Source organism: Kiloniella sp. (assembly GCF_048259265.1).
Classification (GTDB): Bacteria; Pseudomonadota; Alphaproteobacteria; order Kiloniellales; family Kiloniellaceae; genus Kiloniella.
Window position 1 is genome coordinate 280875 of record NZ_JBLXHT010000001.1, and the last position, 17245, is coordinate 298119.

Annotated in this window: 16 protein-coding genes; 14 read left to right on the forward strand and 2 right to left on the reverse strand. The window is 45.9% G+C overall.

The genetic code is table 11. From position 1 onward, the window contains the following. Positions 1-106 precede the first annotated feature (106 nt). From ACN0QW_RS01365 to ACN0QW_RS01420, 12 genes are all read left to right on the forward strand, one after another. Positions 107-1453, forward strand: a complete 1347-nt coding sequence (locus ACN0QW_RS01365; protein WP_417428102.1) for a DUF3422 family protein — start codon at positions 107-109, stop codon at positions 1451-1453. A gap of 219 nt (positions 1454-1672) precedes the next feature. Next, positions 1673-2614 carry a cytochrome c oxidase subunit II gene (coxB, locus tag ACN0QW_RS01370; protein ID WP_417428104.1) on the forward strand — a complete coding sequence of 314 codons (942 nt, stop codon included), beginning with the start codon at positions 1673-1675 and terminating at the stop codon, positions 2612-2614. Positions 2615-2694: 80 nt separating this feature from the next. Further along, positions 2695-4296 carry a cytochrome c oxidase subunit I gene (gene ctaD, locus ACN0QW_RS01375; RefSeq protein ID WP_299378342.1) on the forward strand — a complete coding sequence of 534 codons (1602 nt, stop codon included), beginning with the start codon at positions 2695-2697 and terminating at the stop codon, positions 4294-4296. Between the two features lie 90 nt (positions 4297-4386). Next, positions 4387-5307: a heme o synthase gene (gene cyoE / locus ACN0QW_RS01380; RefSeq protein ID WP_417428714.1), complete on the forward strand. Its 921-nt coding sequence runs from the start codon at positions 4387-4389 to the stop codon at positions 5305-5307. 1 nt (position 5308) lies between these two features. After that, positions 5309-5464, forward strand: coding sequence for a hypothetical protein (locus ACN0QW_RS01385; protein ID WP_299378340.1), 156 nt, complete (start codon positions 5309-5311; stop codon positions 5462-5464). Position 5465: 1 nt separating this feature from the next. Then, entirely contained in the window at positions 5466-6077 is a 612-nt protein-coding gene (locus tag ACN0QW_RS01390; RefSeq protein WP_299378337.1) for a cytochrome c oxidase assembly protein, read from the forward strand. 34 nt (positions 6078-6111) lie between these two features. Then, positions 6112-6909, forward strand: a complete 798-nt coding sequence (locus ACN0QW_RS01395; RefSeq protein ID WP_417428107.1) for a cytochrome c oxidase subunit 3 — start codon at positions 6112-6114, stop codon at positions 6907-6909. Positions 6910-7183: 274 nt separating this feature from the next. Continuing rightward, on the forward strand, positions 7184-7936 hold the full coding sequence (locus tag ACN0QW_RS01400) for an SURF1 family protein (protein WP_417428109.1): 753 nt from the start codon (positions 7184-7186) through the stop codon (positions 7934-7936). Positions 7937-7987: 51 nt separating this feature from the next. Next, on the forward strand, positions 7988-9481 hold the full coding sequence (locus ACN0QW_RS01405) for a carboxypeptidase M32 (RefSeq protein ID WP_417428111.1): 1494 nt from the start codon (positions 7988-7990) through the stop codon (positions 9479-9481). Between the two features lie 135 nt (positions 9482-9616). Beyond that, a complete protein-coding gene (gene thrC, locus ACN0QW_RS01410) occupies positions 9617-11014 on the forward strand; it encodes a threonine synthase (protein ID WP_417428114.1) in 1398 nt (465 codons plus the stop codon). A gap of 3 nt (positions 11015-11017) precedes the next feature. Continuing rightward, complete coding sequence (locus ACN0QW_RS01415; protein ID WP_417428116.1) at positions 11018-12277, forward strand: M16 family metallopeptidase; 1260 nt, start codon at positions 11018-11020, stop codon at positions 12275-12277. Further along, complete coding sequence (locus ACN0QW_RS01420) at positions 12277-12912, forward strand: GNAT family N-acetyltransferase (RefSeq protein ID WP_417428118.1); 636 nt, start codon at positions 12277-12279, stop codon at positions 12910-12912. Before ACN0QW_RS01415 ends, ACN0QW_RS01420 begins: the two co-directional genes overlap by 1 nt. 16 nt (positions 12913-12928) lie before the next feature. Here the strand turns inward: ACN0QW_RS01420 and ACN0QW_RS01425 are convergent, their stop codons facing one another. Next, positions 12929-13501, reverse strand: coding sequence for a YqgE/AlgH family protein (locus ACN0QW_RS01425; RefSeq protein ID WP_417428120.1), 573 nt, complete (start codon positions 13499-13501; stop codon positions 12929-12931). Between the two features lie 214 nt (positions 13502-13715). On the opposite strand from ACN0QW_RS01425, the gene ACN0QW_RS01430 reads away from it, so the two are divergent. Together ACN0QW_RS01430 and ACN0QW_RS01435 are read left to right on the forward strand one after the other, a co-directional pair. Further along, positions 13716-15827 carry a protein-disulfide reductase DsbD family protein gene (locus ACN0QW_RS01430; RefSeq protein WP_417428122.1) on the forward strand — a complete coding sequence of 704 codons (2112 nt, stop codon included), beginning with the start codon at positions 13716-13718 and terminating at the stop codon, positions 15825-15827. Positions 15828-15852: 25 nt separating this feature from the next. Further along, positions 15853-16335 carry a peroxiredoxin gene (locus ACN0QW_RS01435; protein ID WP_299374875.1) on the forward strand — a complete coding sequence of 161 codons (483 nt, stop codon included), beginning with the start codon at positions 15853-15855 and terminating at the stop codon, positions 16333-16335. Here the strand turns inward: ACN0QW_RS01435 and ACN0QW_RS01440 are convergent. Next, positions 16332-16949: a DUF1194 domain-containing protein gene (locus tag ACN0QW_RS01440; RefSeq protein WP_417428125.1), complete on the reverse strand. Its 618-nt coding sequence runs from the start codon at positions 16947-16949 to the stop codon at positions 16332-16334. The genes ACN0QW_RS01435 and ACN0QW_RS01440 overlap by 4 nt on opposite strands. Positions 16950-17245: the final 296 nt, after the last annotated feature.

The following is a 17245-nucleotide window of genomic DNA, read 5'->3' on the forward strand; positions in this document are numbered from 1 at the left end:
TGTCAAACTTCATTTTGTCAAAAGGCAAAAAAACGCTTCTACGGAAGAAAGCGGACTAAAAGAGCTCTGTTAAAAAACAGAAATAAGGTCGATATAAGGAACAAAAATGTTGCGCGATCACCCCTTGCGGGTTGAGCTTTGTAATGAATTACATGCAAGGCCATTTACCCAGCTGACTGGTCCAGAAACTATCACTCACATAGGAATGTTATCAGGAGAAAACAAAGCCGAAGAAGAAAGAGCCCATGTTGGGTTGTTATGCCAACGTTTTAACGTGGCAGCACCAGCCCCGGGAACGAAACATTTTATGGCTGACCTAGGTCACTTCTATGTGGTTTGGGAACGTCATACAGAATTTTCCACATACACTTTTTTTCGCAACAGAAAAGACCCGGATCGAAAGCAGTACGATACGGCACCAAGTGTTCAAAAGCCAAAACAGGTATATCATAAACCTTTCTCAAAGACGGCAATAGAGCTGGTACCTGAGGATTGGCTTAATGCTGTACCGGGTCAAAGGCTGGTCGGCGTGCATCTTGAACTCGAAGGTCATGATGCACCGGAGCGCACGATGCAGGAGCAAGTTTCTTTCTTTCCTACGGGGCATCTATCTGCCTGTACACTACGTGGCGGACTTGCCGGTGTTTGGATGGATTTTAGCATTAACGAGGATGGGTATGGCCGCATCCTTATTAAAGATTACGGTTTGAAACCAAGGCAAATAGGGCGTGCTGTTCAGCGGTTGCTCGAAATTGATACCTATCGAATGATGGCCCTTCTCTCTCTTCCTCTGGCACAGCAATATGGTGATCGTCTGGCAAAGGCAGGGCGCGTGCTAAAGGATATTACAACGCGTATGACCGATCGCCGGGATGTGGATAACGAAAAGCAGTTGCTGAGCGAGTTGACAGAGTTGTCTGCTGAAATTGAACAAGCTGCTGCTGCTACCAACTATCGATTTTCTGCTTCAAAGGCGTACCACGAGTTGGTTAAACAACGTATTTTGAAGTTGAAAGAAGGAAACATGGATGGCTTTCAACGGATGGAAAGTTTCTTGGATCGACGTCTGACCCCGGCAATGCGAACCTGTGAGGCAATGGCATTACGTTTGGATACACTGTCCAAAAGGGTTGCCCGGGCGGGGCAGTTATTGAGAACGCGTGTTGATATCCAGTTGGAAGAACAGAACTCTGCACTTCTGAAGTCTATGGATAAAAGAGCAAGTATTCAGCTAAGATTACAGGAGACAGTAGAAGGTCTTTCTGTGGCGGCGATTAGTTACTATGTCGTTAGTTTGATTTACTATTTAGCAAAAGGGGTTAAGACAGCTGGAGTCGATGTAAACGCGTCTATTGTTGCGGCTGTATCTATCCCGTTTGTCGTTACTGCGTTATGGTTAGGTGTACGCCGTGTCCGTAAAATAGTTGAGCAAGAAAGTCAGATTTCACACTAAGAATTAAATGTAAAAGGCGCAGATTTGTGAGGCAAATGGGGTTCTGCGTCATAAGGTCGCAACCAGGGGACGGGCTTCTTAGGAAGGGCTATAGTTCGCTTAATGTTTATCTTTTGGTAGCTTAAAGCATCTACTATACGTAATTCTTGTGTATCTGGGGCTTGTCCTCTCGGGTTTCAATAGGGTAGGTTGCGCCAGAATAACTTTGGAGTCCGGCTAGTGTCAGAATCATCCATTCTGTATATTAGTCTTGGAATCGGGAAAGATACTTTGATCCTGATCAATTCAGGAACAAAAGTTGATATAAAAAAACAGGATGTTGAGTACATGACGTTTCTGAAACGGATTGCCTATCTAATTAGTGCTGTTGCACTGTTCGGCGGTTTGGCTGCTACTGGTCACGCCTCTCAGCCAGTCGAATGGGGTCTTGGTCTCCAAGATGCCGCTTCTCCGACTGCTGTAGCATTGGAAGAATTTCACGAGCTACTGCTTTATATTATTGTCGCGGTTTGTGTCGTTGTTTTGGTTCTGATGCTTTATGTGATGTTCCGTTTTTCTGAAAAACGGAACCCTGTCCCATCAAAGACAAGCCATAACACGCTGCTTGAAATTATCTGGACTGCTGTTCCGGTAATTATTTTGGTGATTATTGCTATACCTTCGTTCAAAATTCTTTATGCGGCGGACAGTAATCCTGATACCGAGATGACGATCAAAGCGATCGGAAAACAGTGGTATTGGTCTTATGAATATCCTGACCAAGGCGATTTCACATTTGACGCTTATATGAAGTCAGAAGATGAATTGGAAGCTGGTGAGCCACGTTTGTTGACAACAGATAACGCGATTGTGGTTCCTGTTAACACGAAAGTTCGTCTCTTGGTGACCGGTGATGACGTTATTCACTCTTTTGCAATGCCTTCTATGGGCTTGAAGCTTGATGGCGTACCTGGGCGTATCAATGAGACTTGGTTCGAAGTGAACGCAGAAGGTACATACTACGGTCAGTGTTCAGAGATTTGTGGCACAGGCCACTCCTATATGCCGATCATGATCAAAGCCGTTTCCAAGGAAGAGTTCGACAAATGGGTTGAATTCGCCAAGGAAGAATTTGCTGCGATTGAAGATGATCGTTCCGTACAGGTTGCTCAGCTTAACTGAGAAGCTTCGATAGATTTCGCCGTTCAATCGGTTATAGCGCCAAGAGAAGCGCTTAAAGAAACGAAATGAGGATTTGAGATATGGGTACTGCTGCTGAAGCCCATCACGACCATGATCACATGCCGGGATTCTTTACCCGTTGGTTCTGTTCAACCAACCATAAAGACATCGGTATTTTGTATCTGGTCTTTTCAGTAATCGCTGCTTTGATCGGTGGCGCATTTTCCGTTTACATGCGTTTGGAGCTTCAAGAGCCAGGCGTACAATACTTTTTGACTGATGGTGAACCAAACGGTCAGTGGTGGAACGTTGTTGTTACGGCACACGGTTTCATCATGGTGTTCTTTGTGGTTATGCCTGCGATGATCGGTGGTTTCGGGAACTACTTTGTTCCTTTGATGATCGGTGCACCGGATATGGCCTTCCCACGTATGAACAACATTTCCTTCTGGTTGATTGTTCCTGCGTTCCTTCTGCTGCTTGGCTCTGCGTTGGTCGGAGAAGGTGCGGGTACCGGGTGGACGGTTTATCCACCGCTCTCATCTTTTGGGCAATCGGGACCGTCGGTTGATATGGCGATTTTTGCCCTCCATCTGGCGGGTGCATCATCCATTCTTGGTGCGGTGAATTTTATCACAACAATCTTTAACATGCGTGCGCCAGGCATGACCCTGCACAAGATGCCTCTTTTTGTATGGTCCATGCTTGTGACGGCTTTCTTGTTGCTTTTGGCGGTTCCTGTTCTTGGTGGTGCGATCACTATGTTGCTGACAGATCGTAACTTCGGAACATCTTTCTTCGATCCGGCCAAAGGTGGTGATCCGATCCTGTATCAGCATCTGTTCTGGTTCTTTGGCCACCCCGAAGTGTACATTATGATCCTGCCTGGATTTGGTATCATTTCTCACATCATTTCGACCTTTAGCCGTAAACCTGTGTTTGGTTATCTCGGCATGGCCTATGCGATGTGTGCGATTGGCTTCGTTGGCTTCGTTGTTTGGGCACACCACATGTACACCGTTGGTTTGGACGTAAATACACGTGCTTACTTTACAACGGCTACGCTGGTTATTGCTGTACCTACCGGGATTAAGATCTTCTCTTGGATTGCTACAATGTGGGGTGGTTCACTCCGCTTCTCTGTACCTATGGTCTGGGCGCTTGGTTTCATCTTCCTCTTTACCGTTGGTGGTGTAACCGGGGTTGTTCTTGCGAACTCTGGTATGGATCTGGCGATGCATGACACCTACTATGTTGTGGCGCACTTCCACTACGTTCTCAGCCTTGGTGCTGTCTTTGGCATTATCGCAGGTATGTATTACTGGATGGGTAAGATGTCTGGGCGTGACTATCCGGCTTGGGCAGGTTATCTGCACTTTGTCCTGACGTTTGTTGGGGTGAACATGATTTTCTTCCCTCAGCACTTCCTCGGGCTACAGGGAATGCCGCGCCGTTATGTTGATTACCCTGATGCCTATGCTGGGTTCAATGCGATTTCATCATATGGTGCGTACATTACCTTTGCTGCGACGATATTCTTTGTTCTACTAACTATCTGGACAATGAAATTCGGTCGTCGTGTTGAAGCTAATCCATGGGGAGAAAGTGCAACGACGCTAGAGTGGACAGTATCTTCTCCTCCACCGTTCCACTGCTTTAACGAGCTGCCAAAAATAAAATAACGGTAGTTAAGTATAGATCCGGCCATTTCATCGCATTATTCGATGTTAATGGCCGGATTTAATCAGGAGTAAATTGTGACCGATACATCTATGGAAAATACAACAACAACAGATACTGCTTCTTTAAGCGGTGTTGCGCAGGTTGCTGACTTCTGGGCTTTGATGAAGCCGGGTGTCATGTATCTTGTTGTGTTCACTGGATTCTCCGGTTTGATGGTTGCTCCGGGCAATATTCATCCCTTCCTTGGAATTATTGCCCTGTTCTGCATTGCGATTGCATCTGGTGGCGCCGGAGCAATTAACATGTGGTATGACCGCGATATTGACGCGATCATGACACGCACGAAAAAACGCCCGATCCCGGCTGGTCGTATGGCACCGGACGTTGCCTTGAGCTTTGGAGTGATCCTCAGCCTGTTTTCAGTGATGATCATGGGCTTAGCGGTTAATTGGACCGCTGCAGCACTTCTGGCTTTAGCCAACGGTTTTTATGTTTTTGTATACACACTGTTCCTGAAACGCCGCACGCCACAAAATATTGTCATTGGTGGGGCTGCGGGTGCGTTTCCTCCGATGATTGGCTGGGCGGCTGTAACAGGAACTGTCTCTATTGAATCTATTGTTCTGTTCTTGGTTATCTTTATGTGGACGCCGCCTCATTTTTGGGCCTTGGCGCTTTATAAAGATGGCGATTACGCTGCTGCTAAAGTGCCGATGTTGCCAGTTGTTTCTGGCCGTGAGAATACTAAGTGGCAAATGCTGGTTTATACCATTGCCCTTTTCCCAGTTGTTTTGGCGCCAGTATACTTCAATGTTGCTGGTCTGCTGTATGGGGCTGTCGCGCTGATCGCGAGTTCGTATTTTCTATGGCTGAACATCAAGGTGCTGCGTTCCGACGAAGATCGTCATGCTCGCAAGATGTTCTTTTATTCTATTCTATATCTCTTTGTTCTCTTTGCCGTTCTTATTATTGATCGAACGCCAGGTATTTTGAGTTTGATTGGTGGTTAATATGTCTGAAGACAAAACAAAAAAATATGAAACTGTGGAAAATTCGGAAGAAATCCATAAACAGAGAAAACGCCGCAACTGGGCTATTTTGGGTGTTTTACTTGGTTTCATTGCACTTGTGTATGCGGTCACTATCGTAAAGATGGGAATGAAGTAGCATGTCTGTCGCTGGCGATAAAAATGCGCGCGTTGCTATCATTCTAGGCGGTGTTGTCTGTGGAATGGTGGCGTTGGCTTTTGCATCCGTGCCACTGTATAAGTTGTTTTGTCAGGTCACGGGCTATGGTGGCACAACACAGGTTTCTGAAGCTGGTGCAACGGACGATCTGGTTGTTAGTGATCGTGATGTGACTATTCGATTTGATTCTTCGGTGAATGGAGATTTGCCTTGGCACTTTAAGCCTGCGCAGCGCGCGGTTGATCTTAAAGTCGGGGAAGAAGGAATTGCGTTTTATCGCGCAAAAAATACGTCTGATGATAAGGTCAAAGGTGTTGCCACATTCAATGTGACACCGCTAAAGGCTGGTCAGTATTTCGTAAAAGTAGATTGTTTCTGTTTTTCAGAGCAGACTTTGTTGCCGGGACAAGAAGTTGACATGCCTGTCACTTTCTATGTTGATCCGGAAATAGAGAATGATCCGAATCTCAGTGACGTAAAAACAATCACTCTGTCATATACTTTCTTCCGGGATACTGAAGAAGAAGATAGTGTGGATGTGGGTGATTTGGGTAATGACACCGGAAATAAACCGGTTGTAGAGGTCAATTAACAATACGCAATAGCGTCTGGTTAAGAGGGATATCATGAGTGCAGGGCACGACGAAGTAAAACATCCGTATCATTTGGTTGATCCAAGCCCTTGGCCTTTGCTGACAGCTTTTGCTGCTGGCTTGATGGCAACAGGTCTTGTTTTGATGATGCACGACTATACAAATATAGTTCTTTTTGCGGGTATCGCATCGGTTCTTATTTGTACGTATGGCTGGTGGCGTGACGTGGTGAACGAAGCTTATGTTCGTCACCTTCATACCCCTGTGGTTCGTATTGGTCTGCGGTACGGGATGGTGCTATTCATCGCTTCTGAAGTAATGTTCTTTGTTGCATTTTTCTGGGCATATTTCACGGCGGCGTTCTATCCGAGTGACGTTATAGGGGGCGTTTGGCCGCCAGCTGATGTTGTGACGTTCGATGCATTTGATCTGCCGTTTTTGAACACGCTGATCCTACTGCTGTCTGGTTGTTCCGTGACTTGGGCGCATCATGCGATTTTGAACAGTCAACAGAAACAAGCGGTACATGCTTTGATGATTACTGTCGGTCTTGGCGTGATTTTTACAGCACTTCAGGCTTTCGAATACAGCCACGCTGCATTTGGTTTCACAGATAATATTTATTCTTCTACCTTCTACATGGCGACTGGTTTCCACGGTTTCCACGTTATCGTTGGTACCATTTTCCTTTTTGTATGTTTGATTCGTACGAAAAAAGGTCACTTCACACCTGAAGCCCATGTTGGCTTTGAGGCGGCTGCTTGGTACTGGCATTTCGTGGACGTTGTCTGGTTGTTCCTATTTGTTGCTGTTTACTGGTGGGGTGGCTAAGTCCAGCCTATCAGGGCAACCTGAAACAGTATCGGTTTGAAAGAAGGCCGTGCCTGAAACGCAAGTGAAATTCACTTTTCACCCGTTAAGGCACGGCCTTCTTCTTTCTATCTTTCCAAATATGCCCTAGGGGATGTCTTCTACATTTTACATTCGCACTATGGTTAAGAGATTTTCTTGTCAGAGGGCCTCAATCGCTTTGCTCTGTTCTTGCAAAGGCCTTATGGTGGCGCTCGAATATTATTAAAAGCAAGCGACACAGGATTTGTCGATTATGACCAAAGGCACTTTACGCCGTTTCCAGCCAACTTTTTGGCCTACGATGTTTACTATTCCCGTAGTTTTGATTGCGATTGCTCTGGGCACTTGGCAGTTATCACGCATGGAATGGAAAAAAGATCAAATTGCGTTACGAACGGATCGCGCTTCTGCTGTGGCTATTTCTTTTTCAGAAACATATCCCGGCGAAGTTGCTGACCCGCAGGCTGATGAGTTTATCAATGTCTGGGTAGAGGGTGAGTTCCTGCATGATAAAGAGCTTATCATGGGGGCACGTTCACTGGATCGGCAGTTAGGCATCCAGATTATTACTCCTTTTGTGATGACGGATGGGCGACAAATTCTGATCAACCGTGGTTTTGTTCCTTCTGAGTTTAAAGCGCCTGCCTCTCGGCCTGAAGGTCAGGTTGATGGGCCCGTTAAAATAGAAGGTCTTCTTCGCGTTGGTGGATGGAAGGGGTATGAATTTGTTCGCCCAGTTAATGATCCCGAAGATAACTTCTGGTTTTATACGGATATCAAAGAAATGAGCCAGAAAACAGATCTGTCTAACCCGGTGATGAGTGTCTATCTTGATGCAGGCCCTGCGGCTAATCCGGGGGGATATCCTCTTGGCGGGCAAACGCGTATAGCTTTGGTGAATAATCATCTGGAATACGTTATTACTTGGTATGCTATGGCTTTGATCCTTGCTGTGATTTATTTCATCTATCATTATCGCCCTGTTGAAAAACGGGAAGACGACTAAATTACAATCGCTCGTCTTGTGAATGGTTTGTTGCCTGATTGGGAATGTAAAATGTCAGCTTATCTTGCTCTTGAAAAAAAATTCCGCCGGATGAACGCTATTGGTGAAGCCAGCGGTGTATTAGGTTGGGATATGTCCACAGTCATGCCTGCCGGCGGTGCCGAAGCCAGAATGGAACAACTTGCTGCTCTTAGTGGTGTTCAGCATGAAATCTTGACCAGCAGTGAAGTGGAAGACTTGTTTGCGCAAGCTCTGGAAAGCAAAGGGGATCTTGGTAGTTGGCAGTTAGCTAATCTGCGCGAGATGCAGCGGATCTGGCGACATGCGACAGCACTTGATGGTGATTTTGTCGAAGCGCAAACCAAAGCTGGTAAACGCTGTGAGATGATCTGGCGTGAAGCACGCCCAAATAATGATTTTGCTTCAATTTTGCCTGCGATGAAAGAAGTGCTTAATCTCACGCAACAAGAAGCCAAGATCAAAGCCGAACTTTTTAAATGTGATACCTATGACGCCCTGTTGGATCATTTCGAACCGGGGGGGAAGTCAATTCGCATTGATGCGATCTTTGATGATCTGGCTGCGTTCTTACCAGACTTTACACAGGCTGTATTGGAAAAGCAGGCATCAGAGCCAGCTGCAGAAATGCCTGGCGGTCCATTTTCTTTAAAAGCACAAGAAACGTTGGGGCGCGAAATGATCAAGGCTGTAGGCTTTGATTTCAATTATGGTCGTCTTGATGTGAGCTTGCATCCTTTCTGTGGCGGTGTGCCGGATGATATCCGGATAACAACACGGTACGATGAAACTGATTTTATGACGTCGCTGATGGGCGTCCTTCATGAAACTGGTCATGCAATGTACGAACGGAATTTGCCTAAGGATTGGCGTCTTCAGCCTGTTGGGGCTGCACGTGGAATGACGATGCATGAGAGCCAATCGCTTATCATCGAGATGCAAGCGAGCCGAAGCGAAGAATTTGTTTCGTTTGTTGCCGAAAAAGCGAAAGCAGCCTTTGGTGGAAAAGGATCTTCTTGGGGCCCCGAGAACATGCAGCGTATCTATAACAAAGTTAAGCCTGATTTTATACGGGTTGATGCCGATGAAGTTACCTATCCATCGCACGTTATTCTGCGCTACCGTCTGGAAAAAGAACTCATTAAAGGATCCATGGGGCTTGAAGATTTACCTCAGGCGTGGAATGACGGGTTAGAAAAGTTGCTGGGTATTCGCCCACCCAACGATACGCTTGGTTGTCTTCAGGATATTCACTGGTATGACGGTGCTTGGGGATATTTCCCGACCTATACTTTGGGTGCCATGGCTGCGGCCCAGTTGTTTGCAGCGGCAAAGGCGGCGGTACCTGAAATTCCATCCGCGTTAGCCCAAGGAAACTTTAAACCACTTATGGGCTGGCTGAATGAGAATGTACACGCTTGGGGATCTTTCCTCTCCACAGATGAATTACTAACAACAGTTACAGGGCATCCTCTTGATCCACAGGTATTCAAAGCGCATTTGAAAGCCCGTTATCTTGACGTTTAATCTTGATGCTTGATCTTGGTACAGGAAAACCATAGTAAAATTGATCTTACTTGCTGCTACGATAAAGGCGCAGTAAGGTTTTTGGCTTTAGCCCGATGGGCTTGTTTCGTTGCAAAAGTGACGGTCTAGGAAATCATGAAATACATCAGCACTCGTGGGCAGGCAGAAGCCCTTAACTTCGACGACGTACTCCTTGCTGGATTGGCCCGGGACGGTGGACTTTATCTTCCGGAAAGCTGGCCCCAGTTTTCTGCAGAAGAAATCCGCGACATGGCTGGTCAGCCCTATACGGAAATTGTCTTTCGCGTTGTGAAGCCATTTGTTGCCGGTGTTATCCCTGATCAGGATCTAAAGACGATCGTCGAAGACAGCTACGCTGACTTCAGACATTCCGCTGTTGCTCCTTTAAAACAGATAAATGGGCGCATCTGGGTCATGGAGCTTTTCCACGGGCCGACGCTTGCGTTTAAAGATTTTGCCTTGCAGATGCTCGGGCGTCTTTTTGATTATGTTCTTAAACAACGTGGTGAGCGTATCACGATTGTTGGGGCGACTTCGGGTGATACGGGTTCTGCGGCGATTGAAGCATGTCGGGATCGGGATCAAATTGATATTTATATTCTGCATCCTCATGGGCGTGTTTCTGAAGTGCAGCGACGCCAGATGACAACTGTCACCTCGCACAACGTAATCAATATCGCCCTTGAGGGAACATTTGATGATTGCCAAGACCATGTGAAGGCAATGTTCAATGATCAGAATTTCCGGGATTCGGTAAATCTATCTGCGGTAAATTCCATTAACTGGGCACGGATTATGTCCCAGATTGCCTATTATTTTGCTGCTGGGGTTGCCCTTGGTGCTCCGGATCGTCCCGTGGGCTTCTCTGTCCCCACAGGTAATTTTGGTAATGTTTTTGCGGCCTATGCTGCAGGACGAATGGGACTCCCGGTATCCCAGTTAATTGTTGGCTCTAACCGCAATGATATTCTCACCCGGTTCTTTGAAACGGGTTCAATGACCATGAACCCTGTTGAACCAAGCCTGTCCCCATCTATGGATATTCAGGTTTCCAGTAATTTTGAACGGCTGTTGTTTGATTTACTTGATCAAGATGGTCCAGCTGTTGAAGCTGCGCTGACATCGTTCCGTGAAAGTGGAAACTTTGATTTGGAACCTGCACGTCATCAACGGGCTCTCAGATTGTTTGATGCCTATCGTCTTGATGACGAGCAAACGCTTGCTGAAATTAAAAAATATTATGAACAGACGGGTGAATTGTTTGACCCACATTCTGTGATTGCTGTGGCTGCTGCGGTAGCCAATGTGCGCGAAGATGTTCCCGCGATGGTTTGTATGGCAACGGCTCATCCTGCTAAATTCCCTGATGCCGTTCATAAAGCTTCTGGTGTTACACCTGAGTTGCCGGAACATATGGCCGATCTTTTTGATCGGGAAGAACAATATAAAGTAATGGAAAACGATTTGGGTAAATTAAAAGACATGGTGCTGTCTCGTCGGAGAAACAGTTAAATAATGACAATTGAAATTTCAACACTGTCAAATGGATTGCGCGTTGCCACAGATCAACAGAACGCAGTAGAATCCGTCTCCTTAGGGGCTTGGATTGGTGTTGGTGCCCGACATGAAGGCGCTAATGTAAATGGTGTCGCCCACTTGCTTGAGCATATGGTGTTCAAAGGGACAGAGAAACGAACGTCATTTGATATTGCAGAAGAGATCGAAGCCGTAGGCGGGCAACTGAATGCCTATACGTCTCGGGAAAATACGGCCTTCTATGCAAAAGTGCTTAAAGATGACGTTCCACTCGCGCTGGATACGGTTGCTGATATTTTGCAGAAGCCTCTGTTTGATGAAAGTGAACTCAAAAAAGAGCGTCATGTTGTCTTGCAGGAAATTGGCCAAGCAAATGATACACCAGATGATATCGTCTTTGACCACTTTCAGGAAACGGCCTTTGCTGCACAAGCACTTGGGCGCCCGGTTCTTGGACGAGGAGAGATTGTCAGCCGATTAAGTGCTGAGGATCTTCGCAGCTACCTTTCTGGTAACTACGGTAGTGATACTATGGTGGTTTGTGCATCTGGGAATGTGGATCACAAGGCCTTCGTTAAGCTTGCCGAAGAGCACTTCAGTGGCCTGGGAAAAGTTAATCTGGCTCCCTTACCACAGTCTGAATATACTGGGGGGGAATTCAGGGAAGATAGAGATCTGGAACAAGTTCACCTACTCCTTGGGTTTAAAGGCGCTGAGTTTGCGAGCGAAGATTATTACGCTGCTAACGTTCTCTCTACCTTGTTTGGCGGGGGGATGTCGTCACGACTATTTCAGGAAATTCGCGAAAAGCGGGGGCTTGTTTATACGATCTATTCTTTTGCATCCAGCTTTATGGATAATGGTCTTTTTGGTATTTATGCAGGAACTGGAGAGAAAGAGATAGATGAACTTGTGCCTGTCGTTTCAGATATGCTGATGGATCTTTCCTCAAGCGTTACCGAGGAAGAAATTGTCAGAGCAAGAACACAGTTAAAAGCGTCTATTCTGATGGGGCGGGAAAGCACTGGCGTCCGCTGTGAACAGCTTGCTCAGCAACTTTTGATTTTTGATCGGGTTATCTCTGTTGAGGAAACGGTTGCGAAGATTGATGCCGTTGATGTGGAGATGGTCCAGGGTTTTGCTCAACAGCTTTTGAAAAGCCCTATGACGCTTGCTGCGATGGGGCCTCTTGGTAATCTGGAAAGCAAAGAACAGCTGCAAAAGAGGTTTGTTGCTTAATGTTTTTAAGTGGGATGAGCCATTGGGATATGCGGAAATTACGCTTGATGAACGAGCGGATTTACCTGCGTGCCCCCCAGTCTGGGGATTGGAAAGAATGGTCTAACCTACGCCGAGAAAGCCGTGATTTTTTATCGCCCTGGGAACCTGCCTGGGGTAGTGATAATCTGACGAGATCGTCGTTTCGGGACAAACTTAGGGCATATAAATTCGATTGGCGTAATGATGCTGGTTATACTTTTTATGCCTTTTCTCGGGATAACCACACAATGCTTGGCGGGATCACCTTGGGGAATATACGCCGTGGCGCGGCCTATATGGGGACGATCGGCTATTGGATGGGCGAAGTACATGCAGGTAAGGGCTACATGACAGAGATCTTATCTGCACTGATTGATTATGCATTTGATGAATTGGGCTTGCATCGTTTGGAAGCGGCCTGTCTGGAACATAATGGTCCAAGCCAGTCAGTATTGAAGAAGGTCGGATTTTTGGAAGAGGGGAAAGCTCGGGGGTATTTGAAGATCAATGCGATGTGGCAGGATCATATAACCTTTGCTCTCTTAGAAAATGACCCGCGCCTTTCTCGCCGTGGGTGGATTAATCTGCCTCCTGTTGCCGAGGTCAAAGCCTAATCAGCAAACGATTAATTTAGGCGTGTCCGGCTTCGCCGGATAGTAAGGCGGGATCTATTCCAATCTTGGACATGGCAAGGTTCCATTTATCCATCAGATTTGACCCGAAAAGTATTTCGTCATCCTGATCGGCGACCAGCCAACCATTCTGGTGCAGTTCGTCATTCAATTGACCGGGACCCCATCCGGCATACCCCAGAGCAAGCAGGCTTTTTTCTGGGCCTCTGTTGTTGGCGAGGTCGCTTAGAATATCAACCGTTGCTGTCATCGAGACTGTTTTTGCAACCAGCATTGTTCCGTCCTGTTGGTAATCATTACTATGTAGAACAAAACCGCGACCAGATTCTACAGGGCCGCCAAAATGTACCTTGATCTGGGATGATACTTCTGTTGATGGTATTTCCAATTGCTCCAAGAGATCGATAAAAGAGAAGCTTTCGATAATCTGGTTCAACACAAGCCCCATTGCGCCATCTTCATTATGAGCACAAATATAAATGACCGACTTTACGAAGCGTGAATCTGTCATCTGTGGCATGGCTATCAGTAACTTTCCGGTCAAATAACCGTTACTCTGAAAGCTTGTCATTGATATTTCATCCCTCCTGAGCAGATATTGATATGTTGATCATTGCGTTGCTTCAAGGTCTTATGGTGATTATAAGCCGAGGCATTCCGTCACATCGTCACAATTCGTTTATAGTATATAGGTTTACATCTTAATATTTAGAAAAGAGTAAGTCTAAAGCAAAAATTACAGCGTCGCTTTGGTGATGTTGGTTAAGGTCAGAAACTAGGAATATATGCGTTTTTTACAGCAAAAGATAAACGGCAATCTGTATCGAGCCCTGCAGGGAATGGTTCTTGTTTTCTTTGGATTGTTTTCTTTGCCTTATACGGCCCTTGGTTCTTCATCCCCTTGGGTTGATGAAGAGTTTTCGCGGGTTCGTCTGGTGACGGGACAAGAAACTCTCGGCGATGCTGGCAAGGTGATGCTTGGGCTTCAGTTTGAACTAAAAGAAGGCTGGAAGACCTATTGGCGCTCACCTGGTGATGCTGGTTTTCCGGTCTCTCTCGATCTGGCTGGAAGCGATAATTTGAAGTCTTGGCAGTTTTTCTGGCCGGTTCCTCATCGTTTTACTCTCTTTGGTTTACAAACATTTGGCTATAGCAATGAGGTTGTTTTTCCGTTTGAAGTTCAGGCGGAAGATCCGACGCGGGATGTAACCTTGAGAGGGACAGCGAGTTATTTGCTTTGTAAGGAAATCTGTATTCCTTTTGATGCCGAAGTGGCTATCCGTATTCCGGCCGGAGACGCGTTTCCTTCTTTGGAAGCCGGTATCATCGATACTTATATTCAACAAGTTCCCGGACTTGGAACTGAAACTAATTTTGGCATTACGGACAGTTTTCTCGAAGGCGAAAATGAAGACCTTATTCTCAAGGTCTATGCAACTGCCAAGAACCACGAATTTCGAAACCCTGATATGATTGTCGAGGGACCTCCTGGTTTTTCGTTCTCTGCACCTGACGTTGTTATCCTTGATGGTGGCGGCAAAGCTGAATTCATCATTCCGGTTTCGATTGCGAAGGAAACCAAGGGTGTTTTAGAAGGCAAGCAGATTACCTTGTCGCTTGTTGAGGGTACTAAGGGCACAGAACTTAAAACCGTTTCCAGATATAAAGAAATTCCAGCAGGGACAAGTATTGGGATCTTGGAATTTTTGCCATTTCTTGGGATAGCGTTATTAGGTGGGTTCATTCTCAACCTAATGCCCTGTGTCCTGCCAGTGCTTTCTTTGAAGCTGATGTCGGTGATCAAGCATGAAAAGACAGATCAACAGGGCATTCGCAAGAGCTTTGTCGCAACAAGTTTGGGTATTCTGACCTCCTTCTGGATATTGGCTGCGGCGGCATCATTGTTGAAGGTTACTGGGTTTTCAGTGGGATGGGGGATACAGTTTCAGCAACCTCTATTTCTCATTGCGATGAGCGGGATTGTTTCCTTGTTCGCAGCAAATCTTTTTGGCTGGTTTGAGTTCCTGGCTCCGGGTGGGGTGATGAACCGCGCGGTGAGTGCAAGTGAAAAGCAGGGGGCCAGTGGCGATTTTCTCAAAGGAATGTTCGCCACGCTTTTGGCTACACCTTGTTCCGCGCCATTCCTTGGGACTGCGGTTGGTTTTGCTTTGGCACGGGGAACCTGGGAAATCTTTGCGATTTTTACCTTCCTCGGAATTGGTATGTCATTGCCTTATTTGATCGTTGCTGCAAAACCAAGGCTTGCCACTTTTCTACCTAAGCCGGGAACTTGGATGGTTTGGTTGAAAGGTGTCCTTGGAATCCTTTTGCTGGGGACAGTTGCGTGGCTTCTATCTGTTCTCTTTGTTCAGGTCGGCTGGCTGGCAACAGTCCTTGTCACAGGGCTTTTAGCTCTTGGTATGGCTGTTTTGGCGGTTAAATCGCTTGCGCTTGGAAAGCGTTTGTTTGCTGTTTCTTTGTTTTCTATTCTCGCCTTGGCAGTTCCCTACAAATTTTCTGTCTCTGCTGATAAGGTATCTATTTCGGATTACTGGATACCCTTTGCTCAGGAACAGATAGCTTCAGAAGTCGGTAACGGTAAAGTGGTCTTTGTTGATGTCACAGCTGACTGGTGTATTACCTGTCAGGTAAACAAGAAGCTTGTTTTGGAACAGGAAGAAATCCAGTCCTTGTTATTAAGGAAAAATGTTTTGGCAATGCAAGCCGATTGGACCCTGCCAAGTGATGTGATTACCGCATATTTAGAAAGCTATAACCGCTATGGTATTCCATTTAATATTATTTATGGTCCCGGTGCACCAGAAGGGATAGTGTTATCCGAGTTGTTGACCATAGATGAAATCTTAGGTGCTTTTGAACAAGCATCGAATAAATAAATTTAACATATTGATTGGAAATAAGATGACGATTTCAGTTGGAGACAAAGTTCCCTCTGCTTCCGTTTGGAATAAGAATGCCGAGGGGATTGATAAAATTGATTTTGCTGAATTTTGCGCGGGTAAAACGGTTGCTTTTTTCGCGGTTCCGGGGGCGTTTACACCGACTTGTCAGGAACAACATTTTCCAAGCTATAAAGAAAACGCACAAAAATTACGTGATAAAGGTGTCGATATTATCGCCTGTATGTCAGTGAATGATCCTTTTGTGATGAAGGCTTGGGGGGATTTGCTTGATCCAGAGGGAGATATCATGATGTTGGCTGATGGATTGGGCGAGCTAGCCGAAGGTGTTGGGTTGACTATCGATGCGTCAGGGGTTGGTCTTGGCCAACGCGCAGCCAGATTTTCCATGCTGATCAAGGATGGTGTCGTGGCATCGCTCCATGTTGAAGATGCCGGCGCTTATGAAGCATCAGCGGCAGAGGTTCTGTTAGAAGATCTCTAAAAAGTATTCTGAACAATGGGCAGGGGGGCTATTTCCCGGACAAGCTTTTTTTGAATGGCATATTCATAGGCCTCGTAAGAATTGGCTTTTATAACAAAGCTTCCCTGTCCACCGATAACAGCATTTCGAAAGTAGTGATGTAGGGTCGGCGTTTCGTTGATGATGGCAAGGCCATTAACTGTTACTCCTTTTTTGATGGCAACATCGCGCAAAAAATGGGCGGGCACACCATCGTTATTCCGTCCATCTCCGGATATATCCAGCACTTTTCTATAAGATCGATAGGGGGTGTTGTTGAACATATGAAGTGACTTGGCAATTACCGCAGAGATAGATGTAGACCCAAGAGCAACGTGTCTGGGGAGTTTACTCACCCGCAAGGCAAGATTGTTTATAGAAATGGGGGAACCTATAACTGTCCAGGGAATTGAAACAATCTGATTATTTGTGCCTGACCATTGAATTAACGCAATAGATATTCTTTTGTAATGTCCTGATTGTATGGCTGTATTCACTGCGGATGAACGAAGGGCGCGTGCCAGCCCGTTCATCTGTAATAGATACTCTGCTTGGCTAACACTATAAGAACAATCCACAGCCAATATGAGTTCCATATCTACTGCTAATCCCTCAGCTTGGCTGGGATTTGATGTTCTCGTTGTTATAACAATGACCATTAGTATCACTGATATTAACGGGAGGAATTTTTTTTGAATTATATTCAAAGGTATATCGCCCCTGTTAAAAGTGTATTTGGCATCTTATCTCAAAATGCACTTTTATGTTTCTTTTTGTGATTTTTTCAACTTTGCGCAGACATATGATGTGTGGCGACTCTGAGGATTTGTGCGAATGAGGAAAAAAATAGGTGGATAGCTTTGGTTGTTGTGATCAAGCAAGTCGCTGAAAA

Bases quoted from the DNA above. Each gene is read 5' to 3' on its own strand.
- ACN0QW_RS01405 (WP_417428111.1), top strand. From the start codon at position 7,988: ATGTCAGCTTATCTTGCTCTTGAAAAAAAATTCCGCCGGATGAACGCT.
- ACN0QW_RS01430 (WP_417428122.1), top strand. From the start codon at position 13,716: ATGCGTTTTTTACAGCAAAAGATAAACGGCAATCTGTATCGAGCCCTG.
- ACN0QW_RS01365 (WP_417428102.1), top strand. From the start codon at position 107: ATGTTGCGCGATCACCCCTTGCGGGTTGAGCTTTGTAATGAATTACAT.
- ctaD (WP_299378342.1), top strand. From the start codon at position 2,695: ATGGGTACTGCTGCTGAAGCCCATCACGACCATGATCACATGCCGGGA.
- ACN0QW_RS01395 (WP_417428107.1), top strand. From the start codon at position 6,112: ATGAGTGCAGGGCACGACGAAGTAAAACATCCGTATCATTTGGTTGAT.
- ACN0QW_RS01435 (WP_299374875.1), top strand. From the start codon at position 15,853: ATGACGATTTCAGTTGGAGACAAAGTTCCCTCTGCTTCCGTTTGGAAT.
- ACN0QW_RS01425 (WP_417428120.1), bottom strand. From the start codon at position 13,501: ATGACAAGCTTTCAGAGTAACGGTTATTTGACCGGAAAGTTACTGATA.
- ACN0QW_RS01415 (WP_417428116.1), top strand. From the start codon at position 11,018: ATGACAATTGAAATTTCAACACTGTCAAATGGATTGCGCGTTGCCACA.
- ACN0QW_RS01385 (WP_299378340.1), top strand. From the start codon at position 5,309: ATGTCTGAAGACAAAACAAAAAAATATGAAACTGTGGAAAATTCGGAA.
- ACN0QW_RS01390 (WP_299378337.1), top strand. From the start codon at position 5,466: ATGTCTGTCGCTGGCGATAAAAATGCGCGCGTTGCTATCATTCTAGGC.
- thrC (WP_417428114.1), top strand. From the start codon at position 9,617: ATGAAATACATCAGCACTCGTGGGCAGGCAGAAGCCCTTAACTTCGAC.
- ACN0QW_RS01420 (WP_417428118.1), top strand. From the start codon at position 12,277: ATGTTTTTAAGTGGGATGAGCCATTGGGATATGCGGAAATTACGCTTG.
- cyoE (WP_417428714.1), top strand. From the start codon at position 4,387: ATGGAAAATACAACAACAACAGATACTGCTTCTTTAAGCGGTGTTGCG.
- ACN0QW_RS01400 (WP_417428109.1), top strand. From the start codon at position 7,184: ATGACCAAAGGCACTTTACGCCGTTTCCAGCCAACTTTTTGGCCTACG.
- ACN0QW_RS01440 (WP_417428125.1), bottom strand. From the start codon at position 16,949: ATGGAACTCATATTGGCTGTGGATTGTTCTTATAGTGTTAGCCAAGCA.